26 protein-coding genes and 1 pseudogene are annotated in these 26,716 nt (G+C 66.0%); 7 read left to right on the top strand and 20 right to left on the bottom strand.

Annotation, left to right across the window (positions count from 1 at the left end):
* Positions 1–11 precede the first annotated feature (11 nt).
* From MWU77_RS11285 to MWU77_RS11255, 7 genes are all read right to left on the bottom strand, one after another.
* Positions 12–767, bottom strand: coding sequence for an anti-sigma factor domain-containing protein (locus tag MWU77_RS11285; RefSeq protein ID WP_247273709.1), 756 nt, complete (start codon positions 765–767; stop codon positions 12–14).
* On the bottom strand, positions 757–1,332 hold the full coding sequence (locus tag MWU77_RS11280; RefSeq protein ID WP_169689169.1) for a sigma-70 family RNA polymerase sigma factor: 576 nt from the start codon (positions 1,330–1,332) through the stop codon (positions 757–759). Before MWU77_RS11280 ends, MWU77_RS11285 begins: the two co-directional genes overlap by 11 nt.
* Positions 1,333–1,445: 113 nt before the next feature.
* A complete protein-coding gene (locus MWU77_RS11275; protein WP_247273708.1) occupies positions 1,446–2,255 on the bottom strand; it encodes a DUF1295 domain-containing protein in 810 nt (269 codons plus the stop codon).
* Entirely contained in the window at positions 2,252–3,568 is a 1,317-nt protein-coding gene (locus MWU77_RS11270) for a class I SAM-dependent methyltransferase (RefSeq protein WP_169689171.1), read from the bottom strand. The genes MWU77_RS11275 and MWU77_RS11270 overlap by 4 nt, the downstream gene beginning before the upstream one ends.
* Positions 3,565–4,314: a DUF1365 domain-containing protein gene (locus MWU77_RS11265; protein ID WP_169689172.1), complete on the bottom strand. Its 750-nt coding sequence runs from the start codon at positions 4,312–4,314 to the stop codon at positions 3,565–3,567. Before MWU77_RS11265 ends, MWU77_RS11270 begins: the two co-directional genes overlap by 4 nt.
* On the bottom strand, positions 4,311–5,624 hold the full coding sequence (locus MWU77_RS11260; RefSeq protein WP_169689173.1) for an NAD(P)/FAD-dependent oxidoreductase: 1,314 nt from the start codon (positions 5,622–5,624) through the stop codon (positions 4,311–4,313). Before MWU77_RS11260 ends, MWU77_RS11265 begins: the two co-directional genes overlap by 4 nt.
* Positions 5,614–6,246: an alpha/beta hydrolase gene (locus tag MWU77_RS11255; RefSeq protein WP_247273707.1), complete on the bottom strand. Its 633-nt coding sequence runs from the start codon at positions 6,244–6,246 to the stop codon at positions 5,614–5,616. The genes MWU77_RS11260 and MWU77_RS11255 overlap by 11 nt, the downstream gene beginning before the upstream one ends.
* Before the next feature lie 159 nt (positions 6,247–6,405).
* Here MWU77_RS11255 and MWU77_RS11250 point away from each other — a divergent pair, with 159 nt between their 5' ends.
* Complete coding sequence (locus tag MWU77_RS11250) at positions 6,406–7,071, top strand: fasciclin domain-containing protein (RefSeq protein WP_169689175.1); 666 nt, start codon at positions 6,406–6,408, stop codon at positions 7,069–7,071.
* A 30-nt stretch (positions 7,072–7,101) separates the two neighbouring features.
* On the top strand, positions 7,102–7,683 hold the full coding sequence (locus MWU77_RS11245) for a lipocalin family protein (protein ID WP_247273706.1): 582 nt from the start codon (positions 7,102–7,104) through the stop codon (positions 7,681–7,683).
* A 47-nt stretch (positions 7,684–7,730) separates the two neighbouring features.
* On the opposite strand, the gene MWU77_RS11240 is transcribed toward MWU77_RS11245, so the two are convergent.
* Genes MWU77_RS11240 through MWU77_RS11230 form a run of 3 tightly spaced genes read right to left on the bottom strand, consistent with a single transcriptional unit; the run spans position 7,731 to position 11,950 of the window.
* Positions 7,731–9,230: an SDR family oxidoreductase gene (locus MWU77_RS11240; protein WP_247273705.1), complete on the bottom strand. Its 1,500-nt coding sequence runs from the start codon at positions 9,228–9,230 to the stop codon at positions 7,731–7,733.
* Positions 9,227–10,591 carry a TIGR01777 family oxidoreductase gene (locus MWU77_RS11235; RefSeq protein ID WP_247273704.1) on the bottom strand — a complete coding sequence of 455 codons (1,365 nt, stop codon included), beginning with the start codon at positions 10,589–10,591 and terminating at the stop codon, positions 9,227–9,229. Before MWU77_RS11235 ends, MWU77_RS11240 begins: the two co-directional genes overlap by 4 nt.
* 60 nt (positions 10,592–10,651) lie before the next feature.
* Positions 10,652–11,950 (bottom strand): deoxyribodipyrimidine photo-lyase, encoded by a 1,299-nt coding sequence (locus MWU77_RS11230; protein ID WP_281499347.1) that lies wholly within the window; start codon positions 11,948–11,950, stop codon positions 10,652–10,654.
* Positions 11,951–12,034: 84 nt separating this feature from the next.
* Between MWU77_RS11230 and MWU77_RS11225 the strand changes: the two genes are divergently transcribed.
* Positions 12,035–12,268: an RNA-binding S4 domain-containing protein gene (locus MWU77_RS11225; RefSeq protein WP_169689351.1), complete on the top strand. Its 234-nt coding sequence runs from the start codon at positions 12,035–12,037 to the stop codon at positions 12,266–12,268.
* A gap of 4 nt (positions 12,269–12,272) precedes the next feature.
* Here the strand turns inward: MWU77_RS11225 and rraA are convergent, their stop codons facing one another.
* Complete coding sequence (rraA, locus tag MWU77_RS11220; RefSeq protein ID WP_169689180.1) at positions 12,273–12,761, bottom strand: ribonuclease E activity regulator RraA; 489 nt, start codon at positions 12,759–12,761, stop codon at positions 12,273–12,275.
* Between the two features lie 133 nt (positions 12,762–12,894).
* Between rraA and MWU77_RS11215 the strand changes: the two genes are divergently transcribed.
* Positions 12,895–13,644, top strand: coding sequence for a FadR/GntR family transcriptional regulator (locus MWU77_RS11215; protein ID WP_169689181.1), 750 nt, complete (start codon positions 12,895–12,897; stop codon positions 13,642–13,644).
* On the opposite strand, the gene MWU77_RS11210 is transcribed toward MWU77_RS11215, so the two are convergent.
* Genes MWU77_RS11210 through MWU77_RS11200 form a run of 3 tightly spaced genes read right to left on the bottom strand, consistent with a single transcriptional unit; the run spans position 13,645 to position 17,105 of the window.
* On the bottom strand, positions 13,645–14,874 hold the full coding sequence (locus MWU77_RS11210) for an Nramp family divalent metal transporter (RefSeq protein ID WP_247274102.1): 1,230 nt from the start codon (positions 14,872–14,874) through the stop codon (positions 13,645–13,647). It abuts the gene before it with no gap.
* Complete coding sequence (locus tag MWU77_RS11205) at positions 14,871–15,245, bottom strand: DUF5313 family protein (RefSeq protein ID WP_169689182.1); 375 nt, start codon at positions 15,243–15,245, stop codon at positions 14,871–14,873. The genes MWU77_RS11210 and MWU77_RS11205 overlap by 4 nt, the downstream gene beginning before the upstream one ends.
* An 18-nt stretch (positions 15,246–15,263) precedes the next feature.
* Positions 15,264–17,105 (bottom strand): long-chain fatty acid--CoA ligase, encoded by a 1,842-nt coding sequence (locus tag MWU77_RS11200; protein ID WP_247273702.1) that lies wholly within the window; start codon positions 17,103–17,105, stop codon positions 15,264–15,266.
* A gap of 170 nt (positions 17,106–17,275) precedes the next feature.
* On the opposite strand from MWU77_RS11200, the pseudogene MWU77_RS11195 reads away from it, so the two are divergent.
* A pseudogene (locus MWU77_RS11195) lies at positions 17,276–17,788 on the top strand (SRPBCC domain-containing protein); the annotation flags it as partial.
* 40 nt (positions 17,789–17,828) lie between these two features.
* Here MWU77_RS11195 and MWU77_RS11190 read toward each other — a convergent pair.
* Positions 17,829–18,311, bottom strand: a complete 483-nt coding sequence (locus MWU77_RS11190) for an Lrp/AsnC family transcriptional regulator (RefSeq protein WP_247273701.1) — start codon at positions 18,309–18,311, stop codon at positions 17,829–17,831.
* Positions 18,312–18,480: 169 nt separating this feature from the next.
* On the opposite strand from MWU77_RS11190, the gene MWU77_RS11185 reads away from it, so the two are divergent.
* Both MWU77_RS11185 and MWU77_RS11180 read left to right on the top strand, forming a co-directional pair.
* Positions 18,481–20,811 carry a pyruvate dehydrogenase gene (locus tag MWU77_RS11185; protein ID WP_247273700.1) on the top strand — a complete coding sequence of 777 codons (2,331 nt, stop codon included), beginning with the start codon at positions 18,481–18,483 and terminating at the stop codon, positions 20,809–20,811.
* A gap of 101 nt (positions 20,812–20,912) precedes the next feature.
* Positions 20,913–22,466, top strand: a complete 1,554-nt coding sequence (locus MWU77_RS11180) for a succinic semialdehyde dehydrogenase (RefSeq protein WP_169689186.1) — start codon at positions 20,913–20,915, stop codon at positions 22,464–22,466.
* 3 nt (positions 22,467–22,469) lie between these two features.
* On the opposite strand, the gene MWU77_RS11175 is transcribed toward MWU77_RS11180, so the two are convergent.
* From MWU77_RS11175 to MWU77_RS11155, 5 genes are all read right to left on the bottom strand, one after another.
* Positions 22,470–24,017 (bottom strand): MDR family MFS transporter, encoded by a 1,548-nt coding sequence (locus MWU77_RS11175; protein WP_247273699.1) that lies wholly within the window; start codon positions 24,015–24,017, stop codon positions 22,470–22,472.
* Positions 24,014–24,652, bottom strand: coding sequence for a TetR/AcrR family transcriptional regulator (locus tag MWU77_RS11170; protein WP_247273698.1), 639 nt, complete (start codon positions 24,650–24,652; stop codon positions 24,014–24,016). Before MWU77_RS11170 ends, MWU77_RS11175 begins: the two co-directional genes overlap by 4 nt.
* 177 nt (positions 24,653–24,829) lie before the next feature.
* Positions 24,830–25,351: a MarR family winged helix-turn-helix transcriptional regulator gene (locus MWU77_RS11165; RefSeq protein WP_247273697.1), complete on the bottom strand. Its 522-nt coding sequence runs from the start codon at positions 25,349–25,351 to the stop codon at positions 24,830–24,832.
* Between the two features lie 97 nt (positions 25,352–25,448).
* Complete coding sequence (locus MWU77_RS11160; RefSeq protein ID WP_247273696.1) at positions 25,449–25,817, bottom strand: RidA family protein; 369 nt, start codon at positions 25,815–25,817, stop codon at positions 25,449–25,451.
* Positions 25,818–25,893: 76 nt separating this feature from the next.
* Positions 25,894–26,688 carry a DUF427 domain-containing protein gene (locus tag MWU77_RS11155; protein WP_247273695.1) on the bottom strand — a complete coding sequence of 265 codons (795 nt, stop codon included), beginning with the start codon at positions 26,686–26,688 and terminating at the stop codon, positions 25,894–25,896.
* Between the last annotated feature and the right edge of the window lie 28 nt (positions 26,689–26,716).

The raw sequence follows: 26,716 nt of genomic DNA, 5'->3' as shown, positions 1-26,716 counted from the left end.
CAATCGGGCGATCAACCGAGCGGCAACTCAGCGAAAATGCTTGTCGGCTGGGCCGACCCGCCTTCCGGCTCCACACTGAATCCCAATGCGGTCGCATCCGAGATGCCTTCGAGCACAGCCGTGGTCGACGGTGCGACGTCGGCGGGTGTCATGGTGCCTGCGGCAGTCGCGCCGTCCGGCCCGATCAGCCACATCTGGTAGACGGTGCCGTCGGTCGGCGGCGCGACGTTGTTCATCACCAGCACACCGGCGTCGACGTCCTTCGAATACACGACCGTTGCCGTGCCGCCCCCTTCGATCGAACCCGAGGTGGTGCGCACGTCCTCGGCGGCGAGGACCTGCGCCGAGGTGGGGGGAGTGTCCTGGCCGAGCTGGGTTGCCACGCCGATACCGGCGATGGCGATCACCACCGCGGCCGCTGCCGCCAGCAGGAAATAGCGTCGCCGGTTCCGGCGTGCCGACAGGTCGATGGGGGAATCGGGCGCAGAGGAACCGGGAGCGGTGCCGATGGATTCAGCAGTGCCGATGGCTTCGAGCAGGCGGTGACGTACATGGGCCGGTGGCTCGGCGACTGTCGCATGCGAAACCTGTGCCATCGTCTCGCGAACCTCGCGGACCTCGCGCCGGAATGCTGCGGCGACGTCGGAGTCGGCCTCGGCCACTCGCAGTTCGATTTCGCGGCGTTCGTCGTCCGAGACCGCATCCAGGGCGTACACAGCGGCGAGGTCGAGCAGATGGTCGTCGAAGTCGAGACGGCTACTCGTCATCGCTGGTCACCCCCAGACAGTTCTTCAAGCGGATCAGGCCGTCCCTGATTCTCGATTTGATGGTCGGCAGCGTCGAGGCCAGTCGTTCCGACACTTCGCGATAGGTGAGCCCGCCGTAGTAGGCGAGCTCGACCGACTGGCGCTGCAGATCGGTCAGCGTGCCCAGACAATCGAGGACCTGACGCGTGTCGTCGCGACGGAGTGCTTCGTCGCTGACAGTGTCGAACTCTGTGGTCGTGGACAACGCGCCGTAGCGGGCCTCTCGTTCGGCGCCCGACTGCTCGGAGCGCACCCGGTCTACCGCCCTGCGGTGTGCCAGGGTGATCAGCCACGACAGCGCCGATCCCTGCGTGCGGTCGAATCCCGTCGCGGTCCGCCACACCTGCAGGTAGACCTCCTGCAGTGTTTCTTCGCTGTAGCCGGGATCGCGCAGTACCCGCAACACCATGCCGTACGCCCGAGCTCGCGTCAGGTCGTAGAACTGCGCGAAGGCAGCCGAATCCTCCGCCGCGACTCGATCGAGCAACGCTTCGAGTGTGTCGGTTCCGCCACCGACGTCGGTCATGGTCCGTGTCCGCTCATCGGACGAAACACTAGCCGGACGAATCGGGCCGCTCAACCTGCACCCACCTGGATGTGGCCCGGTCACGAGTGGCAGCGACGCATCGAGCACGCCGATCATCTCCCGTTGACGCGCGACCGCGGGGGCAGCGGAAGGAAATACGACGTTCGCTGCTGGTACTCGGGATAGCCGGGCCGCTTCGACATCGACTGCTCGAGCAGCCGCGCACCTGTCGCGTAGACGAGGAAGTACGTCATGATCGCGGGTGAGGCCGCAGTGATAGCGCCGGGCCACACACTCGCCGCGATCAGCCACAACCCCCACCACACCGTGGCGTCACCGAAATAGTTGGGATGCCGAGTCCACGCCCACAACCCGCGGTCCATGATCCGGCCACGGTTCGCGGGGTCGGCCTTGAACCGGCGGAGCTGGAGGTCTCCAATCGCTTCGAACAGCACGCCGGCAATCCACGCGGCGACACCGGCCCAGAGCACCACCGTGCCGAAGCCGCGGGTGGGTCCGAGTACCGCCGAGACCTGGATCGGCAACGACACGAACCATTGCGCCGCGCCCTGGGTCACGAAGACCTTGCGGATGATCGTGGCGATCGAGTGGTCACCCGCGCGTTCGAGCATGTCCGTGTAACGGGGGTCTTCACCTTTGCCCAGGGACTTGCGGTACATGTGCCATGTCAGCCGCAGCCCCCACACCGTCACAAGCGCCAGCAGGAGTAGCCGTCGCGAGGCGTCGCCGCTGCCGAGCAGTGCCGCGGCGGCAGCCACCGCCACGAAACCGAGCCCCCACGACACGTCCACCACGTTGTACCGGCCGATGCGGTGCCCGATAGCGAAGGTGACCGCCTGGATCGCGGCGAGCAGCACCACCGCGGACACCGTGATGAGCACGAACTCCGACCAGGCGTTCATCGCGCGCCCTCCTTCCGGAACACGATCTGCTGGACGTCGAGATAGCCCGAGCGGAACCCGGCCTCCGAATACGCGAGATAGAACTCCCACATTCGCCGGAACACGGCATCGAATCCGAGATCCGCGACACGGTCCGTGTGCGTGGTGAAACGTTCCCGCCACAATCGCAGGGTCTCGGCGTAGTGGTCGCCGAATCGCAGACGATCGACGGTGCGCAGCGACGTCAGCGAGCGCGTGATCACGTCGATCGATTCGGTCGACGGCAGCAACCCACCCGGGAAGATGTACTTGTGGATCCACGTGTAGCTGTCGCGCGTCTCGGCCATCCGGTCGTGCGGCATCGTGATGGCCTGTAGTGCGACGAGACCACCGGGTCGTAGGAGTCGGTCGAGGCTGCGGAAATATGTGGGCCAGTAGTCGTATCCCACCGCCTCGATCATTTCCACCGAGACGATCGCGTCGTATTCGCCGTCCACTGCACGGTAGTCGAGGAGGTCGATCTGTACGCGGTCCGACAGACCGGCCTCCGCCACTCGCCGCCGGGCCAGCGCCTGTTGCTCGGTCGACAGCGTCACCGAGCGCACGGTGGCACCACGCTTCGCGGCGCGCACGCTCAGTTCACCCCAGCCGGTGCCGATTTCGAGGAGCCGCGTTCCAGCTCGCACGTCCGCGGCATCGAGCAGCCGGTCGATCTTGCGGTGCTGGGACGTCTCGAGCGCATCCCACCGTGCGGGGAGCTCGTCGAACAGCGCGCTCGAATAGGTCATGGACCCGTCCAGGAACGTTTCGAACAAGGCGTTCGACAGGTCGTAGTGGCGGGAGATGTTGGAGCGGGTGTTCTCCTCGGTGTTCCGTTCCCCAGTGGGTTGCGCCGCGACGACGAGCCGGCGCAAACGCCGGAGCGGCAACGGGATCAGCGACCCGATCTCGGCGGCGAACGGGGTGAGCACCGCGACCGGGTCCGATGCGGTCCAATCACCCGCCATGTATGCCTCACCGAAACCGATGAGCCCGCCGTGGCCGAGCCTCCGGGCGAACGCCTCCGGACGACGGATGATCATCCGGGGAAGAATCCGGGAATCCGTGCCACGGGTGTCACCGGTCTTGCCCGCCCTACCGCCGCCTCCGAGTACGGTCCCGTCGGGGTACTCCACCCGTACGTCGAGGTGGGCGGCTGCATTGCGGAACAATCGGTCGGCGACCACCGCGGCGACGCGGGTGCGGAGTCCTCCGGGGACGGATGCCAACTCGGGCCATCTGGTCGCGTCGACACTCACACGCGGGGCCGGCAGTTCGAGTTCGGGTGTGCTCATCGGGAGATCTCCTGTAGATGTCTGGGGGCCGAGGGCGCAGCCGGACGCGGGACGAGGGGAAGTCCCCGCAGCCACAGCCCGACGCCCTGCCTTCGGATACGAGCCGAAACCATCTGGGGTGCAAGCGGATGGGTGAGCTGAGCCAGGGCGATCACCCCGGGGGTCGCGGGCCGGCCGGATCCGCGCATCGTGGCCGTGAAGGGCGGCTGCCCATCGCGGTGTAGCGACACCTCGACGTCGAGAAACGGTCCGGGCTCCGCGACCCGCAGAAAGTACCGGCCGTCGACCTCATTGAACGGAGAGACGTAGAACGCTTTGCCGACTTCCGCGTGCCCCGAGGCATCCGGCCTCAGCAGATAACAGTGCCTACCCCCGTAGGTGTTGTGCACCTCGGCCACGACGCACACGAGCGCGCCGCCGGGGTCGTGGCACCAGAACAGTGTCAACGGATCGAAGACGTGCCCGAGTACCCGCGCGTTGAGTAATGCGGTGACGCGTCCGCCGTGCAGGTCGATGCCTTCGCTGAGGAGATAGTCGTCGAGCCGGTTTCGCAGCGTTCCTTGCTGAGCGGTGCCGTCGAAGTGATCGGCGGGGTCGAACCGGGCGAACGGGCGCAACCACCACGGCAGTACCGGTAGGTCGTCGAGGTCGACGAACCAACTGTAACTACGGTATTCGAAGCCGTTCCGAATCGGTGCGCGCCGAACGTGTCCGATTCTGGTGCGGTAGAGCCACGCTGTCGTCATGGCGACACCTCCGCCCCGCTGAAGGAAGACGCACCCCACTCGACGCCGAGCTGCCGAGCGGCCTCCACGCCGGACCGGGCGCCGTCTTCGTGGAATCCCCATCCGTGGTACGCGCCGGCGAATGCGATTCTGCTGTCGCTGATCTCGGGCAGACATGCCTGTGCTGCCGTCGATTCGGGCGTGTACAGCGGGTGTTCGTACGTCATCTCCGCGATCACCTTGCGCGGGTCGACAAGATGCGCGCCGCCCAGGGTGACGAGGAATCGCCGATCCGTGACCGTGGCGAGCCGCATCAATCTGGTCATGTCGTAGGTGACGATCACGCCCTCGGGCCCGGTGTCGGCAGGCGCCAGATAGTTCCACGACGCGCGGGCGCGCTCGCTACGGGGCAGCAGCGACGTGTCGGTGTGCAACTGTGCATGATTCGTCGAATACGGTAACGCGCTGAGTATCCGGCTCTCCTGCGGAGTCGGGCGGGCGAGCATGGCGAGGGCCGCAGACGGATGCACGGCGATTACGGCCGCGTCGAACCACCGAACATCTCCGTCGCCGACGACCACGCACACCCCGTCATCCGTCCGCTCCACGCTGCGCACCGGGGTGTCGGTGAGCACCTCGTCGAGCCGGCGCGCGAGTGCGTCGACGTAGGTGCTCGAGCCGCCGGTCACGGTCCGCCAGGTGGGGGAACCGAAGACGGTGAGCATGCCGTGGTGGTCGAGGAACCGGAAGAGGTAGCGAGCGGGATAGCGGGTGGCCAGCGCCGGGTCGCACGACCACACCGCTGCGACGAGAGGCGTCATGAAATGATCGATGAAGAACGGGGAGAAGCGGTTCCGTGCAAGAAAAGCGTCGAGCGGCTCGTCCTTCCCGTCGTCGCCGGTTTCGAGCAAGGCCAGCGCGGCACGGTGGAAACGCAGTATCTCACCCAGCATCCGGAGGTAACTCGGCTTCGTGCACGACCGCCACGTGGGAAAGAGCCCCGGAAGACCCTTCGCCCCCGCATATTCGAGACCGGTGGCGTCGGAGCGGATCGACATCGACATGTCACTCTCCTGAGTGGCGACACCGAGCTCGTCGAACAGACGTAACAGTGTGGGATAGGTTCGGTCGTTGTGCACGATGAAGCCCGTGTCGACCGAGACTTCCTGCCCGTCCTCGAGCGTGAGGTGATGGGTGTGGGCATGGCCACCGAGGCGTGAGTCCGCCTCGAACAGGGTCACACGGTCGCGCCGGGACAATACGTGGGCGGCGCTGAGCCCGGCGACACCGCTGCCCACCACGGCGATGGAACGGGACGGTTCACGCGTCATGGTTTCCTCCGGTAGAGCTCGTCTCGGGTGTCAAGGCATCGATGAGGAAGTCGGCGGTGACGGAGTGCCACCAGCCGGGCCGGGTCAGCATGAAATGTCCCGCGCCGGGCAGCGGACACCATGTTGCGTCGACTCCGCGCAGCAGGGCCGCCGCGGTCTGGGATTCGGCCGAAGCGGGATCCGTCCAGCGGTCTCCGGTTCCGTGCGCCACCAGGAGCCGACGTCCCGCAGGGATGAGTGCGGCGTCTTTGTCGGGCCACCAGGGGGCCAGCGCAACCACCGCTTCGACGCCGTTCTGTGCGGCGAGATGTGCTGCGACCCGCCCGCCCATCGAATGCCCCACGAGGCCGATCCGGGTGTCGGGCCGCCGATCGAGTGTCGCGTCGAGTGCACGCAATGCGTCGTGCACCGGGCTCATCCGGTCGCCGTTCCAGCCGCGCACTCCGTACTGCACCTGGCCCACCGTGATGCCGTGACCCGTCAGCCTCGAACGTAACGCCTCGGTCAGCAGGGCCATTCGCACGCTCGTCAGATGCCACGGTCGTGTCCCCGCATGGCTCGAAGGTTTGCCACCGGGCAGTACGAGGACGTGCGCGCGTCCCCGAGGTGAAGTGGAATCCATGCTCGGGCTTCGGTGCGGGCGCGATTCCGGATGGGTCACCGGCGCCGGAAAATTTTTCTTCCGATCGCACCCATCCCCCTGCCCCGCAGCGGCGAATGACTCTCCGACACACCTCATCGACGCGGTTCGAGGACCGCGCGTACCGAAGGGAATGAGACGATGGCGAATCGGACACGTAAGAGCTTGGCGCTTATCGGTATCGGCGCTGCGGCGGTACTGAGCATTTCCGCCTGCACGTCGGACGACAGCTCCGACACCACGATGGATACGACCACCAGCACCATGACCGAAACCACCGCACCGATGGAGACGACCGAGTCGGCCGCGGCGATGCCGGCAGGCCTCGTCGGGCCCGGATGCGCCGCCTATGCAGAACAGGTGCCGACGGGTCCCGGTTCGGTCGAAGGCATGGCGCAGGAGAATGTGACCACTGCGGCATCGAACAACCCGATGCTCACCACGCTCACCGCGGCGGTCTCCGGGCAGCTCAACCCGGATGTGAACCTCGTCGACACTCTCAACGGCGGCGAATTCACCGTGTTCGCGCCGGTGGACGACGCCTTCGCGGCGGTCGATCCCGCGACCATCGAAACGTTGAAGACCGATTCGGCGCTGCTGACCGATGTCCTCACCTACCATGTGGTCCCCGGTCAGATCGCGCCCGCCGATATCGCCGGCGAGCAGACCACCGTTCAGGGCGGCGCCGTCGAGGTCGCAGGCTCCGGTGACGAGTGGACGGTCAACGACGCCAACGTGATCTGCGGTGGCATCGAAACAGCGAACGCGACGGTCTACCTGATCGACGGCGTCCTGATGCCGCAGTAGTACTGCCTCGGCAAGCAGAAGGGAGACCCCATGAGGAAAACAATCATCGGTCTCGCTGCGTCGCTCCTCGCCGCAGCGGGCTCGACATTCGTTGCAGCACCCGCGCAGGCGGCTCCGCTGAACCCCGTTCCGCAACTCGATGTGAGCCGCTACCTGGGCGGCTGGTACCAATTGGCGGCCAATCCAGCGCCGTTCAACCTCGATTGTGTGCGTGACACCACCGCCAACTACTCACTGATCGACGAACAGAACATCCGCGTGGAGAATTCGTGCACCACGATCACGGGTGAACGCCGAGGAATCGTGGGCAACGCGCGGGTCAACGACACTGCGTCGCTTCATGTGTCGTTCCCCGGTGTGCCGACACAGGATTCATTGGACGGGCCGAGCAACTACATCGTCGCGCATCTCGCGGACGACTATTCGTGGGCGCTGGTCGGTGACCCGAGCAGGCTTTCCGGTTTCGTGTTGTCACGGTCCCCGGTGGTGGACGCGGCGGGCTGGCAGGAGATCCGTGCAGTCGTGGAGAGCGAAGGCTACAACTCGTGCCTGATGCTCACCTCTCCCACGACGGAAGGGCTTCAGGAGATCAAGCCGCTCTGTACTGTGTGAGCGATGCGGAAAGACCGGTGGCGCACAGCGTCACCGGCCTTTCCGTGTCACCGGTCTTTCCGCGCTGTTCCGGCAATGTTCTCGAGCATGCCGGCGAAGATGATTCCGTGGAACGGAAGAAGTGAGTACCAGTACATGCGGCCGGCAAGGCCTTTGGGAAAGAAGACGGCGCGCTGGTACAGGCGGGTGCGGTCGGTGCCGAGGGGTTCGACCCGCCATTCGAGCCATGCGCCGCCCGGCGCAAGCATTTCCGCTCGCAGCCGCAACAACTTCGGGCGGTCGATGCGCTCGACCCGCCAGAAATCGAGTGCATCACCGGTGTGCAGGGTGCGGGGATTCCGCCGTCCGCGGTTCAGTCCCACTCCGCCCGCGAAGCGGTCGAGCCAGCCGCGAATCGTCCACGCCAACGGGAATGAATACCAGCCGTTCTCGCCGCCGATTCCTTCGACGACATCCCACACCGCGTTCACGTCGGTGTCGCAGTCGAGGCTGCGCTCATCCGTGTAGACGACCTCCCCGGCCCACTCCGGATCCGACGGTAGCGGGTCGGCGGGCGCGCCGACAGGCGACGCGTTCGCCCAGGTGGTTTCCACTTCGCCGCGTTCGATACGTCCCAATGCCAATGCGACGGCGTCGCGGTACCCGGTGAGCCCGCCGCGCGGCGGCGCGATCACTTCGTCGACGGCGTGATCGTCCATCACCGCATCGTTTCCCAGCGATTCGATCAGGGTGCGGCCCAGGGACGGCGGGATCGGAGTGACCAGGCCGATCCACAGGCCGGCCAGTTTCGGTGTGAGAACCGGAAGCACCAGGATCCTGCGACGGTGCAATCCCGCGACGTCTGCGTAGACCTGCATCATCTCGCCGTACCGCAGCACATCGGGCCCGCCGATGTCATAGGCGCGGCTGCTCGGCAGCGGGGCGGTCGCTGCGGCAACCAGATAGTGGAGCACGTCCCGGATCGCGATCGGCTGGATCCGGTTGTTCACCCATCGGGGTGTCGTCATGACGGGCAGGCGATTGCTCAGATGCCGGATCATCTCGAATGACGCCGAACCCGAACCGATCACCACGCCCGCCTGAAGCACCAACGTGGGTACCCCGGATTCGAGCAGGATCCGGCCCACCTGTGCTCGCGACTTCAGGTGCGTCGACAACTCCGCGGACTTCGGGTGCAGGCCACCGAGATAGACGATTCTCCCCACATCTGCGCTGCGTGCGGCTGCGGCGACGTGTTCGGCAGCGCGTCGTTCTGCGTCGAGGAATTCGCCGCGACCACCCATCGAATGCACCAGATAGTAGACGACGTCGATGTCCCGGCATGCCCGCTCGAGCGATTCGGGATCGCCGAGGTCGCCGCGCACCACCTCCACATCGCCGGCCCACGGCACGTCGCGGAGTTTGTCTGGATTGCGCGCGAGAACCCGCACCCGGTGTCCCGCTGCGACCAGGCGAGGTGCGAGCCGGCCGCCGATGTACCCGGTAGCCCCCGTCACGAGGATGCGCAGCGACTGCCCGGGCGACTCGGCGCGACCTGTTTCGGTCATGACGCCGCCAGCAGGTGGCCGAGCTGGTGGCGCAGGCAGTCCTCGAGGGAGGCTCGGCGGAATGTGTGCCCGGCGTCGAGCAGGCGCCGGGGTACGACGTACTGGTCGGCGGTCGCCAACTCGCGGGCACCTTGCTCACCGAGCAGCAACTTCGGACCGAAGCCCGGGACGGGCACCAACGCCGGACGGTGCAATACATCCGCCAGAACTCGCGTGTATTCCTCGTTTCGGACCGGTTCCGGCGCAACAGCATTGACAGGGCCCGACAACGCCGGGTCGTAGAGCGCGCGATGGTAGACGTCGAGCAGGTCGTCGAGATCGATCCATGACAACCACTGCCTTCCGCTGCCGAGGCGCCCACCGAGACCTGCGGCGAACAGGGGCCGCATCAGCTGCAGCGTGCCGCCGCGCGGGGTCTGCACCACCCCGGTACGCACATTGACCACGCGCAGCCCCGCGTCGGCCGCGGGTGCGGTGGCGGCCTCCCAATCGGTCACCACATCGGTGAGGAAACCTCCTCCACCCGTGGAGTGCTCGTCGAGTGGTTCGTCGCCTCGGTTGTAGCCGTACAGTCCGATCGCCGACGCACACACGAACGTTGCGGGTCCGTTCGCGGTCCCGGCGGCGCGTTCGGCGAGCCGTCGCGTCGGCCCGATGCGGCTCTCGCGTATGGCGGCCTTGTGCGAATCGGTGAACCGGCCGGCGATCGACGCGCCGGCCAGATGGACTACTGCGTCGACCCCCTCGAACAGGTCGGGGGCGGGTGACTCGGGATCCCAGCGGCGCTCGTCGTCGCCCTGTGCCGGACGACGCACGAGGCGGATCACTCGGTATCCGCCCGTGCTCAGGAACGCGGTCAGTGCCGTGCCGACGAGCCCGGTCGTGCCGGACACCGCGACGGTCGCGGGCCGCACTCCCTGCTCGCGTGCCCAGCGGTGCCTCGCGAGGTCGTCGGCGAGCTGGCGGTGCCGATACCGGAACGTCTGGAGCAGCAAGCGCTCGGGGATCGGAGTGTCGACGCGATCGGTCACACGGGTGCGGTTGTCGTCGACCTTCTCGAACCGGTGTTCGTGACGCCACGAGCGGACAAGCCCTGACGGTAGCGACATCACCCCGTCGCGGCCGAGTGCATCGACGAAGCGAGCCGGTGGATCGTAGGCGTCGCGCTGATGGTCCGCGACCCACCGCAAGCCCCCGGGCAGTCCGAGGACGGCGCGTCCGTCCGCGAGGGATTCGGCCTCGGATACGACGCTCATCGGCTGCCACGGCGGTAGCAGGCGATGGATCGCGCCGCGCCGCGTGTGCCAGTCGAACACGTCGTCGCGGGACGCATCGACGATGCTGCTGTACTCGATTCCCATCGTGCCTCCGTGGATCGTTCCGCCTGTGTTCCATTCGGAGCCGGTCGCTCGGCGGATGGATCAGCCTCGGGCGGAGATCTCTCCGTATCGTGCCAACGCCACCTGTCGCTCGTGGGCATGATCGACCATCGGCTCGGGATATCCGGGCGGTGGGCCGTCCGGCAGCCGATGGACACTCTTACCCGCGATGCCGCCCAACTCGGGTACCCAGCGGCGCACGTAGTCACCCTTCGGATCGAACTTCTCGCCCTGTGAGGTCGGGTTGAAGACGCGGAAATAGGGTGCGGCATCGGTGCCGCAACCGGCCGTCCACTGCCATCCGTGCTGGTTGGATGCGAGATCTCCGTCCACGAGGTGCGACATGAAGTGCTTCGCGCCCCACCACCACGGCAAATGCAGATCCTTGGTGAGGAATGACGCGACGATCATCCGGAGCCGATTGTGCATCCAGCCTTCCGCGAGTAGTTGCCGCATGCCCGCGTCGACGATCGGGAATCCGGTGCGGCCCTGCTGCCACGCGGCGAAGGCACGCTCGGCGTCCGGCCCGGTGTCGTAGCGGATGCTCTCGAACCGGGGGTTGTAGTTACGGTATGCGGTGTCGGGGCGGTGGTGGAGGACGTCGGCGTAGAAGTCGCGCCAGCACAGTTCGCTGCGGAAGGCCACGGCGCCGGGGTCCGAACGGCCGCGCAGATCATGGAGCAGGGTGCGCGGGTGCAGGCACCCGAATTTGAGGGCGGCGGACAACCGGCTCGTGCCGTCGAGATCGGGCCGGTCGCGGTCGGTGTCGTATCTTTCGAGCTCGTCGTCGCGGAACTCCCGCCACCGACGCAGCGCAGCCTGTTCACCGGCCGGGGGCAGCGTGATGTCGGTGTCGTCGTCCGGGATGTCGACGCGCAGGTCGATTCCGTCCGGGTCCAGCCACGACACGGTGGAGACGTCGGTAGTCGCGGGCGAGCGCCACCCGTGGTCGAGCCACGCGCGCCGGAACGGGGTGAACACTCGGTACGGTGTGCCGTCGTTCTTGACGACGCGGCCGGGTGAGACCGCGTACGGCGAGCCGGTCCGGACCAGCGGCACATCACCGAGCGCGGTCTCGACCGCTCGGTCGCGGCGCGATCCGTACGGCGCGTGATCGGCACTGATGTGCACAGCACCCGCATCGAACTCGCGGGCGATCTTCGGTACCACGGTGGCGGGGTCGCCGCGGACGACCAGCAGCCGCCCGCCGAGGTCGTCGTCGAGAGCGCGCAGACATCGCAGCAGAAATGTGTGGCGGGGTCCGGTTGCCGCGAACCTGTCGTCGAGCACGAACAGCGCGATCACTCGGCCGGCATCGGCGGCACTCGACAGGGTGGGCATATCGCTCAGCCGCAGATCGCGGCGGAACCAGACGACTTCGGTGGTACTCACCCGTCCAGTGTGCGTGGAGGGGGATGGGTGACAATGGCGAACATGGCCGATGCGTTCGAAGTTCCCATCCGTGACGACTCGATCAGGCTCGGTCAGTTCCTGAAACTGGCGAGCCTGATCGACTCCGGTGCCGAGGCCAAAGAGGTGATCGCCGACGGTCTCGTCTCGGTCAACGGTGAGATCGAGGTGCGCAGGGGCAGGCAGTTGCACACCGGCGACGTCGTCGAGATCGGTGGAGTGAGCGCGCGGGTGGCCCGCGACACGTGACCGGTCAGTCTGCCGCGCGGACGACCACGCCGTCATGATCGCTGTAGACGATCTCGCCCGGGTTGAACGTCACCCCGCCGATCTCGACGGGCACGTTCTTCTCGCCCGACCCGGTCTGGGTGCTTTTGCGCGGGTTGGTGCCCAGCGCTTTGACACCGATGTCGAGGGTGCGCAGGATTGCGGAGTCGCGGACGGCACCGTTGATGATCACGCCGGACCAGCCGTTGTCGACTCCGCGTCCGGCGATGATGTCGCCCACGAGGGCGGTATGGATGCTCGCGTCGCCGTCCACCACCAGGACACCGCCGTTGCCCGGCTCGGACAGCGTCTGCTTGACCAGCAGATTGTCCTGGAAGCAGCGGATCGTCGTGATCGGTCCGGCGAACTCGGCGCGGCCTCCGAACTGGATGAACTGGGTGTCGCAGCTGCGGATGTCGGGGCCGATCTCGTCGGCGAGGTCGGCGGTCGCGGTGAATTCGATGGCTTCGCTCATGGGGGGAGGATAATCCCTGTGCAGGCGCCCCTCGATGATGGTGACGACGGCCACGGGCTCACTTCGCCGCAAATGGGTAGATTCTTGTATTCTTACTGGCCGGTTTCGACCATGACGGATACAGGACGGTGACATGCCTCTCGACGCCCGATCGGCCGTTGTTCGCGTGCCGAAAGCCGGTGAGTTGATCGCCGCGAGTCTGCGTCGTCAGATCATCACCGGTGAGCTGGAGGCAGGTGAACCGCTGCCCAACGAGGCCGCTCTGATGGAGCGATTCGGGGTGTCCCGGCCCACGCTGCGCGAAGCGTTCCGAATCCTCGAATCCGAAGGCATCATCACCGTGCTCCGCGGTGCGCGCGGCGGCGCGCGCGTCCAGGCGCCCGATGGATCGACGGCGGCCCGGTACACGGGCTTGATCCTGCAGTACCGCGGTGTTCCCCTCGCCGACGTCTACCGCGCACGCACCGAACTCGAGGTCGCGGCTGTCGGGTTGATCGCCGCAGACCCGGGCGACCGCATCGACGCACTCGCAGAGGTCGTCGAGCGCGGCGACACCCTGGTCGACGACCCGCACGCGTTCGTCAAATATGCGAGCGATGTGAACCGCACGATCATGGAACTCGGCGGCAATCAGACGATGTCGACGCTCGCGAGCATGCTGCTCGACATCATGGACGCGCACAACGCGCTGTTCCTGTCGACGCGGACGGAGCGGGACAGTCCGGGGACGGCCGTCGCGTTGCGCGCCAACCACAAGCTCGTCGAATTGTTGCGCGCTGGGGAACCCGGTGCGGCGGAGGCATTCTGGCGTCGTCACCTGGACAGCGTCGAGCGCTACATGACCGGCGACTCGGAAACCACTCTCGTCGAAGTGCTGTCGTGATCAGCTGCCGGTCGCGGTCAGCCACACCAGTGCGACGTTCAGCGCAACGATGAGGCCCGCGGTGAGCCACGCGGCTGCGGTCACCGCCGGGGCGTTGCGCATCCCGCCCATCACTGTTGCGTCGGAGGTCAGCCGCACGAGGGGAATCACCGCGAACGGGATGCACATACTCAGCACCACCTGACTGAGTACGAGCGCGAAGGTCGGATCCACGCCGACGGCGAGCAGGATCAGGGCGGGAATCATCACGACCACGCGCCGGATGAACGGGCGGATCCGGATGTGGAGCAGACCCGCCATGATCTCAGCGCCTGCGGCCGAGCCCACGGCGGTCGACGCCAGTCCCGACGCGAGCAACCCCACCGCGAACGCCGTCGCGACTGCGGGGCCGAGGGCATCGGTGATTGCAGCGTGTGCGCCCTCGATGGTGTCGGTGCCGGGCGTGTCGCGCAGGGCGGACGCTGCGAGGAGCAGCATGCCGATGTTGACGGTGCCAGCGACGAACAGGCCCCCGGCCACATCCCATCGGGTCGCGCGTATGACGCGGTCGAGTTTCGGTCCTGGTTCGACTTTGCCGTGCCGTCCGCGTGACAGCGCCGAATGCAGATAGATCGCATGCGGCATCACGGTCGCGCCCAGCATCGACGCGGCGAGCAGGACGGTGTCGGTGCCTGCGAATCGGGGCACGAGCCCGGCGGCGGCATCGATGGGGGAGACGTCGGTGAACAGCAGACCGCACAGGAACCCGATGGTGATGATGGCCAGCATGCTCACCACGACGTACTCGAATGTTCGCTGACCTCGACGGTTGTGCACCGACAGGATGACCATCGACACGGCGCCGGTGATCAGGCCGCCGACGAACAGCGGGAGCCCGAACAGCAGGTGCAGGGCGATCGCCCCGCCGATGACTTCGGCGACGTCGGTGGCGATTGCCATGACCTCGGCCTGGATCCAGAATGCGCGACGCGACGGGGTGCGGAGCCGGTCGCCGAGTAGTTCCGGGAGGGAGCGGCCGGTGACGACACCGAGTTTGGCAGACAGATACTGGACGAGGATCGCCATCGCGTTCGCGACGACGAGTACCCACAGCAGCAGGTAGCCGTAGCGGGCCCCCGCGGTGAGGTTGGCGGCGACGTTACCGGGATCGACGTAGGCGACGGCCGCGACGAAGGCGGGGCCGACGAGTGCGGCCAGACGCGGAGTTGCCGTTGTGCGCGTCGTGTTCAGCGGCCGAACCGGCGCTCGTAGTCGGCGCGTTCGCGGTCCGCGCGGGCGCGGGCCTTCGCGCCGAGCAGCGCGGGGTCGAAGCCGTGCTGCTGGAGGCGATGACGCTGCCAGATCGGCATGAGTGCGACGGAGAAGTAGATCCACGGCAGCAGCAGGAGCAGCATCATCGACAGCGGCATCCAGACCGGGCCGGGGATGAGCAGGAACAGCAGCAGGAACGGGATGAGGGGAAGGTTCCACCGCAGCAGGTACCGCCTGGCTGCCCCCGGCCCGACGATGTCGTCACGCACCCACTCGCGCATCTCGGTGGGCAGCGTGCGACCGAACATGTAACCGATCCGCTGAGGCAAATTAGGTCGCGCGCTACTCATATTGCCCAGGATAGAGCGTCACTCGTAGAGGCGCGTCAGGCTGTCCGAGAATGTATCGACCACCACTTTCCTGCGCAGCTTCATACTGGGCGTGAGATCGCCCTCTTCGACGCTGAGCTCGCGCTCGATGATGGTGAACTTCTTGATCTGCTCCCATCGATTGAGCTGCAGATTGAGCGTGTCGATGTCCTTCGAGATCAGTTCGCGCGTCTTGTCGTGTTGCGTGATCTCGGAGAACGAACGGCCGTCGAGGCCGTTCTTGCTCGCCCATTCCGTGACGGCCTCGGCGTCGAGCGCCACCAGCGCGACGCAGTACGGCTTGCCCTCACCGTGGACGATGATCTCCGCTGCGTAGGGCGAGATGCCCTTGAAGGTCGCTGCAATCGCCGACGGCGCGACGTACTTGCCCTGCGACGTCTTGAACATGTCCTTCTTGCGATCGGTGATCTTCAGGTAGCCGTCGTCGTCGAGGCTGCCGATGTCGCCCGTGTGAAACCACCCGTCGGACTCGAGCGCTTCCGCGGTCGCGTCGGGACGATCGTGGTAGCCGGTCATCACGCCGGGGCCCTTGATGAGCACTTCACCGTCTTCGGCGATCTTCACCTCGGTGCCGGGGAGAGGCCAGCCCACCGTGCCGAGCCGGTTGGCCTGGGGGCGGTTGACGCAGGACGCCGCCGAGGTCTCCGTCAGTCCGTAGCCCTCGAGTACAGGAATTCCGACGGCGTCGAACCACTGGGCGACGTCGGGATTCAGTGCCGCCGAGCCGGAGATGAAGAAGCGGAGACGACCGCCGAATCGTTCCCGGATGGTCGAGAGCACCAGCTTGTCGGCAACCTTGTGCTGGGCCGAGTCGAGCAGGCCCGGTGAACGACCGCCCTGGCGCGCCTTCGACACGGTGGTGCCCACGCCCATGGCCCAGTCGAAGAGCACCTTCTTGATGCCGCCCTCTTCGTTCATCATCCCTTCGACGCGCGCGTGGGCTTTCTCGAAGATGCGAGGAGCCGCGCCCATGAACGTGGGGCGCACGGCGGCGAGATTCTCGACGATCTTGTCGACCCGCCCGTCTACTGCGGTGGGGAAGCCCATCTGCAGCGGCAGCGTCAGCAGCACCTTGCCGAACACGTGCGACAGCGGAAGCCAGAGGTACTGCAGATCGCCGGACCCGAGAAGACCGACGGAGTCGACCGCGGCGGCCTCATACGTCCACGCCGAATGCGGCAGGCGCACGCCCTTCGGCTTGCCGGTGGTGCCGGAGGTGTAGATGACGGTCGCAAGGTGGTGGGGCTCGATGCTGTGAATCCGGTCGATCACCACACCCGAATCCTCGGCGAGACGAGCCCGGCCGAGCTCTGCGAGCTCGTCGAATCCGATCACCCAGTCGCCGTCGCCCGATCCGTCGATCACGACGACCTTGGCGACATCCGGAAGTTCACTGCGATGCTGAAGGAGTTTGTCGACCTGCGTGTGGTCTTCCGCGATGACGATGTGGCTTCCCGAGTTCGCGACGATGAACGCGACATCCGGTGCGTGGGTGGTGGGATACACCGTCGTGGTCGCGCCGCCTGCGCACATCACCGCGAGATCGGACAGCACCCATTCGTAGCGGGTCGACGACGCCAGCGCGACGCGGTCTTCGAGGCCGAGGCCCAGCGACAGCAGCCCGGCTGCGAGGAGGCGGGCCTTGTCGCCGGTCTCTTCCCACGTGGAGCTCGTCCACCCGCCCTTGCCGTCGGGGTAGCGGAAGGCTTCTTCGTTCGGGGTTGCGGCGACGCGGTCGATGAACAGCCGAGCAACGGACGGCGCCCGCTTCTCGATCTTGGCGTGATCGACTTTTTCCTCGGACGCGCGCATTGTGGTCATTGCCCCAGTCTAGGAGTCCGCCCGGTCCTGAGCAGCGCTTCTCCGGGCACGCTTTTCCGGGCAACATAGGGAGACAACTTTCCCCCGTCTGTGCGGGTTCCCGTGGGTCGTGAGGCAACGGAACCTCGTGCAAGTGGGGGAAGAATTCAGTCACGGGCACTCCTGTCGACGACCTCTGGGATGCCTGCACCAACCCCGAGCGGATCCCGCGCTGGTTCCTGCCGGTCAGCGGGGAACTGCGTGTCGGCGGCCGATACCAGCTCGAAGGCAACGCCGGAGGCGAGATCCTCACCTGTAACCCGCCGAAGTCGTTCTCCGCGACCTGGGAGTTCGGTGGCGGCATGAGCTGGATCGAAGTGGCGGTGATCCCCGAACCCGGCGGCCATGCCCGCTTCGAACTCGCGCACATCGCGCATCCCGAAGGTGACCACTGGGAGACGTACGGTCCGGGCGCCGTCGGCATCGGATGGGACCAGGCACTTCTCGGTCTCGGCTTGCACATCGATACGGGCGATGCGGTTGATCCTTCCGAGTTCGAGAAATGGTCGCTCTCACCCGAAGGACTCTGCTATGTCCGGGAATCGGGAAACGGCTGGTACGAAGCCGACGTCGCCGCGGGAACCGACCCGGAGGCGGCACGCGCACGGGCCGACCGCACCATCGCTTTCTACTCGGGGGAGTAGCCGCCGGTTACCCACCGGAGTGCTCCATTCAGCGGTGCATTCATGGTCGGTCGATGAGTGGGGTCAGCAGCGGTGTCAAACGGAAATCGATCAGCTTTCGCATGACGAGCGAGGTGGTGGTTTGCTCGACGCCGTCGATGTCGAGGATGCGGCCGGCGATGCGGTAGAGGTCGTCGGTGTCGTGGGCGACGACGTGGATGAGGAGGTCGGTGACGCCGCTGAGTCCGTGGACCTCGATGATCTCCGGCACTCCGTCGAGCGCCTGTGCGATCTGCGACAGTTTGCGCTGCGTGACGCTGGTGAGGATGAAGGCCGTCAGCGGGTATCCGAGGGCGCCGGGATCGATTCGGCGTTCGAATGAATGCAGTACACCCTGCGTTTCGAGCTTGCCGAGCCGGGCCTGCACTGTGTTGCGGGACAGACCGGTTCTATCGGCGAGGGCGATCACGGTGGCACGGGGCTCCTCACCCAGTGCGGCGAGAATCTTGGCGTCGATCGAATCTACAGTGGATTTGGTGGGCATTCTGTTTACCTCCGATGTGGGCGAAGTCGCGGTGGTGTGCAGAATGCTGAAATTCTGCGGTTGCTCTTGCGGAAGTGTATGCCTGTGCTCGACCCTGGTGAGAGATCTGCACATAGATTCTGCTGCCCTTCCAAGGACCAGTCCACTCGGCTACATCAGGAAGTGACCCATGAGTACCTCGCCCGCTGATCTGCACGCACAGGTGTCCGGTGACAGCTCGGACCCACTGGCCGAGATCGAACAGCGGGTGTTGTGGCTCTCGACCTCGATGATCCACCACGCCAACCGTATTCGGCCGAATCTCACCGGGCTCAAGGTCGGTGGTCATCAGGCGTCGTGCGCGTCGATGGTGTCGATCATGACGTCGCTGTGGTTCGAGCAGTTGCGGCCGGGAGATCGGGTGTCGGTCAAACCGCACGCCTCTCCGGTCCTGCACGGCATCAACTACCTGCTCGGCGAGTTGGACGAGAAGTATCTGACGACCCTCCGCGAGTTCGGTGGATTGCAGTCCTACCCGTCCCGGTCGAAAGACCCTGACCCGGTGGACTATTCGACCGGGTCGGTCGGCATCGGCGCGACCGCACCGATCTGGGGCGCCATTGCCCGCCGCTACGTCGACACCGCGATCGGTGGCGCCGGGACCGGCAGGCAGTACTCCCTCGTCGGTGACGCCGAACTCGACGAAGGCGCAGTGTGGGAAGCGGTCCTGGACCATTCGGTCGCTGAACTCGGCGAAATCGTGTGGATCGTCGATCTGAACCGGCAGTCCCTGGACAGGGTGGTGCCGAACATCGCTGCAGGGCGGCTCGAAGCCATGTTTGCGGCCGCCGGCTGGCAGGTGATCACCGTGAAGTTCGGGACTCTGCTGGAATCACTGTTCACCCGTCCCGGCGGTGCAGCGCTGCGCAGCCGGATCCTGGACATGCCGAATCCCGAGTACCAGCGGATGCTGCGCTGCAACGCCGACGAGGTGCGCACACGACTGCCCGGCGACGGCCCCGATGCCGCGGCGGTTGCGTCGCTGATCGCCGAACTGGACGACGTCACCCTGCTGAAAGCGATCCGCAACCTCGGCGGACACGATCTCGACGCGCTGCGCGCGGCGTATGCGCAGATCGACGACACCCGCCCCACGGTGATCATCGCCTACACCGTCAAGGGCCGCGGCTTGCCTACCGAAGGCCACCCGCAGAACCACTCGTCGCTGCTGACCGTCGAGCAGTACGCCCAACTCGCGGCAGGGCTCGGCATGGACACCTCCGACCCGTGGGCCCGGTTCGCCACCGACAGCGCAGCCGAACGTCTCTGCCGGGCCACCGCCGACCGTCTGACCCGGGACAAGGTCGAACTCGGCACTCCACCGGCAGTCCCGTCCGACATCGGACGCACCCCGTCCGGGACATCCACCACCCAGGCCGCGCTGGGACGGGCCCTGCTGGATCTGAGCCGTGAAGCACCGGCTGCGGCCAAACGCGTCGTTACCGTCAGCCCCGACGTCTCGTCCACCACCAACCTGGCGGGCTGGTTGAACAAGGTCGGCGTGTGGTCGCCGAACGAACGCCGCAACTGGTTCGACGACGACGCCGAGACGATCATGCACTGGCGGGAAAAGCCCACCGGGCAGCACATGGAGCTCGGCATCGCCGAAACCAACCTGGTCGGGTTGATGGGTGAGCTCGGTGCCACCTGGAGCCGATGGGGCCAGCCGTTGTTCCCGATCGGGGTGATGTACGACCCGTTCGTCGAACGTGCGCTCGAGCCGTGGTCGTACGGGATCTATGCGGGCGGCCAGTCGATTCTGGTCGGTACCCCGTCCGGTGTCAGCCTTGCCGCGGAAGGTGGTGCGCACCAGTCGATCAAGACCCCATCGATCGGGTTGGAGCAGCCCGGGTGCATCAGTTACGAACCGGCGTTCGCGATCGATGTCGAGTGGACGCTGCTCGACAGCATCTCCCGGCTCGGCCGGCCCGACGGTTCGTCGTCGTATCTGCGGCTGTCGACCCGCCCGGTGGATCAGACTCTGGCGAATGTGCCGACGGATCCCGCTGCCCGGGAACGTCGTCGTCGGCAGGTGGTCGCCGGTGCCTATACCCTTCGGCGCGCTGAGGATCCGGCGGTGACGCTGGTCGGTATGGGTGCGGTGATTACCGAAACCCTCGCTGCGGCAGATAGGTTGGTCGATCAGGGTATCGCAGCCGAGGTGGTGTGTGTGACCAGTCCCGGACAGTTGTTCGAGGCGGTGCAGGCCCGTCGCGGACTCGCCGATGGTCCGTCGTGGATCCTCGATCAGGTGTTCTCCGCTGATCGGGCGGCGCCGATGGTGACCGTTCTCGACGGGCATCCGCACACCTTGGCGTTCCTGGCGGGTATCAACAGTGTTCGTGGTGCCGCGTTGGGTGTGAGCAGTTTCGGGCAGGTCGGTTCGCTCGAGGATGTGTACAAGTATCACGGGATCGACACGGACAGTGTCGTGCGTGCCGGCCTCGACCTGATCGCCTGACAGGGGAATTCGAAGACATGACGACGACACAAGAAGGCATCTCGGTAACGCTGCGGTAGTTTGGTGTAACTCCGATTTCTACTGACTGGTAGGGGTGCGACATGCCTGCTCCAAACGCTGCGACCTTCACGAGGCTCGCCGACCTCATCGCGATCGAGGACAGCTCCTCGCGACCCACGCGACCCGTCGTCGAGGCCTTCACCGGCCGTGAGATCGCGACCGTGCCCGTCGGCACCGCCGACGACGCGAAAGTCGCGATAGACCGCGCGCGGAAGGCGCAGGTCGCGTGGGCGAAGACGCCGGCTGCGGAGCGCGCCGAGATCTTCCACCGCTATCGCGACCTGCTGATCTCCAAGCGCGAGTCGCTCATGGACATGGCGCAGGCCGAAACAGGTAAATCGCGGGCATCGGCGCAGGAAGAAGTGCTCGACATCGCAATGACCGCGCGCTACTACGCACGCACCGCCGCGAAACTACTGCGCCCACGCAGCGCCACGGGAATGCTCCCCGTCCTGACGAAGACCACGGTGCGGCACCACCCCAAGGGCGTCGTCGGGGTGATCGCGCCGTGGAACTACCCGATGACGCTCGCCGTCTCCGACGCGATCCCCGCGCTGCTCGCGGGTAACGCGGTGGTGCTCAAGCCGGACAGTCAGACCCCGTACTGTGCACTTGCGGTTGCCGACCTGCTCTACGAGGCGGGGCTGCCGCGCGACCTGTTCGCCGTCGTGCCCGGGCCCGGTTCGGTGGTGGGTACCGCACTCGTCGAGAACACCGACTATCTGATGTTCACGGGTTCCTCGCAGACTGGTCGTCTCCTCGCCGAGCAGGCGGGACGACGTCTCATCGGTTTCTCCGCCGAACTCGGCGGCAAGAACCCGATGATCGTCACCGAAGGTGCAAACCTGCGCGAAGTCACCGAGGCCGCGATGCGCGCGTGCTTCTCGAACTCCGGTCAGCTGTGCATCTCGATCGAGCGGATCTACGTCGAGAAGTCGATCGCGCCCGAGTTCCTGCGCATGTTCGGTGATCGGGTGCGTAAGGTCGCGCTCGGTGCGAGCTACGACTTCGGCACCGAGATGGGATCGCTCATCAACGAGGACCAGGTCAAGACCGTGTCGGGGCACGTGGACGACGCCGTCGCGAAGGGCGCGACCGTCGTCGCCGGCGGGAAGGCGCGCCCGGACCTGGGGCCGCTGTTCTACGAGCCCACCGTCCTGACCGACGTCCCCGAAGACGCAGAGTGCTACGCCGAGGAGACGTTCGGTCCGCTCGTATCCGTGTACCCGGTGGACAACGTGGAAGAAGCGATCCGACGCGCCAACGACACCGAATACGGCCTCAATGCGTCGGTGTGGGCACGCACCAAGGCGGAGGGCGAGGCGATCGCCGCGCGCATCCACGCGGGCACCGTCAACGTCGACGAAGGATATGCACCCGCGTGGGGGAGCACCGACGCCCCGATGGGTGGCATGGGTATTTCCGGAGTGGGGCGGCGACACGGACCGGACGGCCTGCTCAAGTACACCGAGGCGCAGACGATCGCGACGACGCGCGTGCTCAACCTGGACGGTCCGCGGGGGTTGCCGAAGAAGGTGTGGGCGAAGGTGCTGGCGCCGTTCGTCGCTGCGATGAAGTGGTTGCCGGGGCGGTAGTGCTCACTGGTCCGCGACAGGTGTCTTCCGTTCGATGGTCGTCGCGAGCGGTTTCTCGATCACGAAGAACAGGCACGCTGCCGCGATGAGCGCGAGCGGCGCGATCGCGAGGTAGATCGGGGTGAGCGCCTCGTTGTACGACTCGATGACCGCCAGGTTCAGCGAGTCGGGCAGGGCACGAACAATGGATGGTGTGAGCGAATCCGCGTGGATCCCGTTGTCGGCCGCGTCGGGGACTCGTTCGGTGATCAGCGTGGCGACCCGGGTGGTGAATACGCTGCCGACGACACCGACGCCGAGTGTCGCGCCGATCTGGCGGAAGTAGTTGTTGCTCGCCGTGGCTGTACCGACCTCGTCGATGGGGAATGAGTTCTGCACGACGAGGACCAGCAGCTGCATGGAGGTGCCGAGGCCGAGGCCGAGGAGTGCCACGAAACATCCGAGAAGCCACAGGGGGCTGTCGACGGTGAGTGCCGACAGTAGGACCATGGCGGCTGCAACGAGAATCGCTCCGACGATCGGCCAGTTCTTGTAGCGGCCCGTGCGGGTCACGTGGCGGCCGAGGAGCGTGGAAGTGACGAACAGCGTGCCCATCATCGGGAGCATCATCAGCCCCGCTGCGGTCGCTCCCATGCCCGCCACCATCTGTAGATAGGTGGGCATGTATGACGCGACACCGAACAGCGAGACGCTGATGAGGAGCCCGGCGAGGGTGCACAGGTTGAAGTTCCGGTCGCGGAACAGATGCAGCGGGATAACGGGTTCCGCAGTCCGGGATTCGATGAACAGGAACAGCACTACTGCCACGAGGGTCGCGGCGATCATCGTGACAATGGTGGGTGATGCCCACGGGAATTGCGCGCCGCCCAGCGTGGCGACCAGCACGAGAAGTGTTGTCGCGATGGACAGCACGGCCATCCCGGCGACATCGATCCGGGGCCGCGACCGCCGACGCTCTGGGAGGCGAAGGAAGAAGGCTGCGGCCAGCAGCGCGAGTAGCCCGATGGGGATGTTGATCCAGAACACCCAGCGCCATCCGGGGCCTTCGGTGAAGAATCCGCCCAGCAGTGGGCCACTCACGGATGACAATGCGAAGACGCTACTCATGATGCCCATGTACTTGCCGCGTTCACGGGCGGGGATGACATCGGCGATCGTCGCCTGCGACAGGATCATCAACCCACCGCCGCCGAGGCCCTGGATGGCTCTGCCGGCGATGAGCCAGACGATGTTCGTCGCGGTCGCGCTGACCACCGATCCGATCACGAAGACGGAGATGGCGACCATGAGAATCGGTTTGCGTCCGAGGAGGTCTCCGAGCTTGCCGTAGATCGGCATCATGATCGTCGACGCGAGAATGTAGGCGGTGATCACCCACAGCATCAGGTCGGCGCCGTGCAGTTCGCCCACGATGGTGGGCAGCGCGGGGTTGAGGACGGTCTGGCTCAGCGATGCCGAGAGCATCGCCAGCAGCAGCCCGGCGAAGATGAATGCGATCCGGACGGGAGGCGCCGACGATTCCTGTTCGGTCTTCGAGGTTTCGGTGGTCACGATCGCGTGACGTTTCTGAATTGGGTGCATTTCCGACGCAGAACTGCATCTGCATCGGTTTCCTCGAGGTCCGCGCGGGTGAGGATCGGGCGCATTGCCGCCCGCATCACGGCTCCCGCGACGGTGACGACCATTTGCGCTGCTTCTTCGGGAGATTCGTCGGGATGGTTCGCAGTCCAGCCGCTGGAGGCGACGAGTCGTTCGGTGACGAACTCGGTGACGAGCGCCTGCACGTCGTCGATGTATCGAAAGCGGCGGCGCGAGAGTTCGGGATGGCGCTCCATCAGATCGGCGTATTCGGTCTGCGTGATCTGTTTGTGGTTGGTGGTGCGGAAGACCGTCAAGAGTAGGAACGCGACTTTTTCGACGAGGTCGTCACCCGGCTCGATGAAGAATTCGTCGAGGACCGTGTCGCTGATGACTGCGGCGCGCAGGCCCAGCACGGCGTCTTCCTTCGACTTGAAGTAGTTGAAGAAGGTGCGTGGTGAGACGTAGGCGGCGTCGGCGATCGCTTCGATGGTGACGTCCGACAGGTGGTCGTGCGTCGCGGCTGCGTTCGCGGCGGCGAGGTGGATTGCCGTCCACGTGCGGGCGCGCTTGCGCTCGCGATGCGATACCTGATCGGTTGCAGTCATGAATATTTACATTATGGCAACTACCGGTGGATGCAAATCGGATTCTCGGATCTCGCAGGGAGGCCGAGAGCCTCTACCGGCACGACAGCGTCTGCGGGAACCGCTGCACGAAAAGACAGAAACATCCTTTCCGGAAGGGTGTTTCTGACTTTTTCTGCGGTAAATCTGCTGAACGCCTCAGGCGCCCTGGTGCCGGGCGAGTGAATACTCGAGTTTCCGCAGCAACTGCACCAGCTCGCTCTGGTCGTCCTTCGACAGCTCGGCGAGCATGCGGGTTTCGTTCTCGAAATGAGCGACCGCGACCTCGTCGATGAGCTTCTTTCCTGCCTCGGTGAGCTCGGCATGCACGATGCGCCGGTCGTCGGCGTCGCGTTCACGTCTCACCAATCCCGCCTTCTCGAGACGGTCGATGCGGAGGGTGACGCCACCGGTGGTCACCAGCGAGCTTTCGGCGAGTTGTCCGGAGGTCATGCGATAGGGCTCGCCGGCGCGGCGCAGTGCAGCGAGGACATCGAACGAGGCCATGTTGATGCCGTACTCGTCGAAGATCCGCGCGATGGTGCCCTGATAGCGCAGGTAGGTGCGGTGGAGGCGTCCGAGTACCTCGAGGGGCGTGACGTCAAGGCCGGGCCATTCGCGAGCCCACTGACTCACGATGTCGTCGACGGCGTCATGGTCGGGTACGTTGTCGCGCCCCACGCGTGCCTCCTCGTGTCCTCGGCTTGCCGCTCGATTGTTGAGCGCCAAAGCATTGTTCACGATACGGCCTGCGCGGGGCGCGTGGGGATGTCAGGGATCAGCGTGGTGCTGTGGCAGTGGCGACTGCGTCGATCTCGACCGTCGCGCCGTATGGAAGCGCACTCACCTCGACGAAGGTCCGGGCCGGGCGCGGTTCGGCGAAGAGCCGCTCGAACTGGCGGTTGGCTTCCTCTCTCAGCGACAGGTCGGTGACGAAGTAGGTGAGTTTGACGACGTCGGAGAGCTTTCCTCCGACGACGGCGAGCCGATCGGTCATCCGGTCGATGGCGGCATCGAGTGCTTCGGTGCGGCCCTCGACGGCGGTGCCCTCGGGATCGATGGACAGCGCGCCGGAGACGAAGACGAGCCCACCGGCGACGTAGGCGGGGCTGTACGGATGGTGAGAGCTGACGGAGGTGAGTGACATCGGTGATCGCTCCTGAGGTCGGGTCGCGGTTCACCAACTATCTTAGCGCTAAAATATTATCTGTGAAGCGGACTTCTCATACCGATACGGACACGTCCACCGCGTCGTCGTAGAAACACACGTGCCCTGCGATCGGTTCCATCCCGGCGAGAGGTTCCTCGTACGACCACGCGACGTTCTCGGCGGGCTGCTGCCCCGAGAACGGCTGCTCCGTGAACGACCAGTACCGAGCCGTGCCCTTGTACGGGCATCCCGTCCGCAGCACCGATTCCTCGAGCCGGGAGAAATCCACATCGGCAGGGGGAATGTAGTAGCGCGTCGGCAGGCCTGTCTCGAAGACCAGCACCGGGTTGCGCGTCTCGGCGACGACCGTGCCGTCCACCGTGACACGGACGTGCCGGGAACTGGGAAGCGCGTCGACACGATGATGGGGGTCGCGTGGATGGGTGAACACCTCGGCCTCCTCCTCGAACCAGTGCTCGTCCTCATCGACGTAGACCGTGTCGCCCGGCTCGGGCTCGCCCTGCCGGAACCAAGCGAACGCCAACCGGTCGTCGAGGCCGTCGATGTCCAGCTGGAACACCGGCGAATACGCGCGCTGACCGTCGACCACGATGTCGTACCACTGCCACACGTCGGGACGGCTGCGGCTCGGTGATAGTGACGCCGACAGCAGATCGAAACGCACGTCGTCGCGCGGGAACGCATAGAACGGCACGGGTTTGCCCGGCGCCCACACCAGCACCGCGCGGGTGCTGTCCACAACCGTCCGCCCGAACCACTTCCCCCGGATCCTGCGCTCGCAGGGTTCGTACAGGTAGTTGTCGGATTCGAGGGTGGGCCGGGGCGCGGCGATCTTGCGGGCAGACATACATCGACCGTATCGCGCATGAACACGA

It is taken from the genome of Rhodococcus sp. F64268 (assembly GCF_023015605.1).
Taxonomy (GTDB): Bacteria; Actinomycetota; Actinomycetes; order Mycobacteriales; family Mycobacteriaceae; genus Rhodococcus.
Note: the sequence above shows the minus strand (reverse complement) of the source record. Positions and strands in the feature narration are given on the sequence as shown.

Coding starts and splice junctions, on each gene's coding strand:
- MWU77_RS11285 (WP_247273709.1), bottom strand. CDS start 767: ATGACGAGTAGCCGTCTCGACTTCGACGACCATCTGCTCGACCTCGCC.
- MWU77_RS11280 (WP_169689169.1), bottom strand. CDS start 1,332: ATGACCGACGTCGGTGGCGGAACCGACACACTCGAAGCGTTGCTCGAT.
- MWU77_RS11275 (WP_247273708.1), bottom strand. CDS start 2,255: ATGAACGCCTGGTCGGAGTTCGTGCTCATCACGGTGTCCGCGGTGGTG.
- MWU77_RS11270 (WP_169689171.1), bottom strand. CDS start 3,568: ATGAGCACACCCGAACTCGAACTGCCGGCCCCGCGTGTGAGTGTCGAC.
- MWU77_RS11265 (WP_169689172.1), bottom strand. CDS start 4,314: ATGACGACAGCGTGGCTCTACCGCACCAGAATCGGACACGTTCGGCGC.
- MWU77_RS11260 (WP_169689173.1), bottom strand. CDS start 5,624: ATGACGCGTGAACCGTCCCGTTCCATCGCCGTGGTGGGCAGCGGTGTC.
- MWU77_RS11255 (WP_247273707.1), bottom strand. CDS start 6,246: ATGGATTCCACTTCACCTCGGGGACGCGCGCACGTCCTCGTACTGCCC.
- MWU77_RS11250 (WP_169689175.1), top strand. CDS start 6,406: ATGGCGAATCGGACACGTAAGAGCTTGGCGCTTATCGGTATCGGCGCT.
- MWU77_RS11245 (WP_247273706.1), top strand. CDS start 7,102: ATGAGGAAAACAATCATCGGTCTCGCTGCGTCGCTCCTCGCCGCAGCG.
- MWU77_RS11240 (WP_247273705.1), bottom strand. CDS start 9,230: ATGACCGAAACAGGTCGCGCCGAGTCGCCCGGGCAGTCGCTGCGCATC.
- MWU77_RS11235 (WP_247273704.1), bottom strand. CDS start 10,591: ATGGGAATCGAGTACAGCAGCATCGTCGATGCGTCCCGCGACGACGTG.
- MWU77_RS11230 (WP_281499347.1), bottom strand. CDS start 11,950: ATGCCCACCCTGTCGAGTGCCGCCGATGCCGGCCGAGTGATCGCGCTG.
- MWU77_RS11225 (WP_169689351.1), top strand. CDS start 12,035: ATGGCGAACATGGCCGATGCGTTCGAAGTTCCCATCCGTGACGACTCG.
- rraA (WP_169689180.1), bottom strand. CDS start 12,761: ATGAGCGAAGCCATCGAATTCACCGCGACCGCCGACCTCGCCGACGAG.
- MWU77_RS11215 (WP_169689181.1), top strand. CDS start 12,895: ATGCCTCTCGACGCCCGATCGGCCGTTGTTCGCGTGCCGAAAGCCGGT.
- MWU77_RS11205 (WP_169689182.1), bottom strand. CDS start 15,245: ATGAGTAGCGCGCGACCTAATTTGCCTCAGCGGATCGGTTACATGTTC.
- MWU77_RS11200 (WP_247273702.1), bottom strand. CDS start 17,105: ATGACCACAATGCGCGCGTCCGAGGAAAAAGTCGATCACGCCAAGATC.
- MWU77_RS11190 (WP_247273701.1), bottom strand. CDS start 18,311: ATGCCCACCAAATCCACTGTAGATTCGATCGACGCCAAGATTCTCGCC.
- MWU77_RS11185 (WP_247273700.1), top strand. CDS start 18,481: ATGAGTACCTCGCCCGCTGATCTGCACGCACAGGTGTCCGGTGACAGC.
- MWU77_RS11180 (WP_169689186.1), top strand. CDS start 20,913: ATGCCTGCTCCAAACGCTGCGACCTTCACGAGGCTCGCCGACCTCATC.
- MWU77_RS11170 (WP_247273698.1), bottom strand. CDS start 24,652: ATGACTGCAACCGATCAGGTATCGCATCGCGAGCGCAAGCGCGCCCGC.
- MWU77_RS11160 (WP_247273696.1), bottom strand. CDS start 25,817: ATGTCACTCACCTCCGTCAGCTCTCACCATCCGTACAGCCCCGCCTAC.
- MWU77_RS11155 (WP_247273695.1), bottom strand. CDS start 26,688: ATGTCTGCCCGCAAGATCGCCGCGCCCCGGCCCACCCTCGAATCCGAC.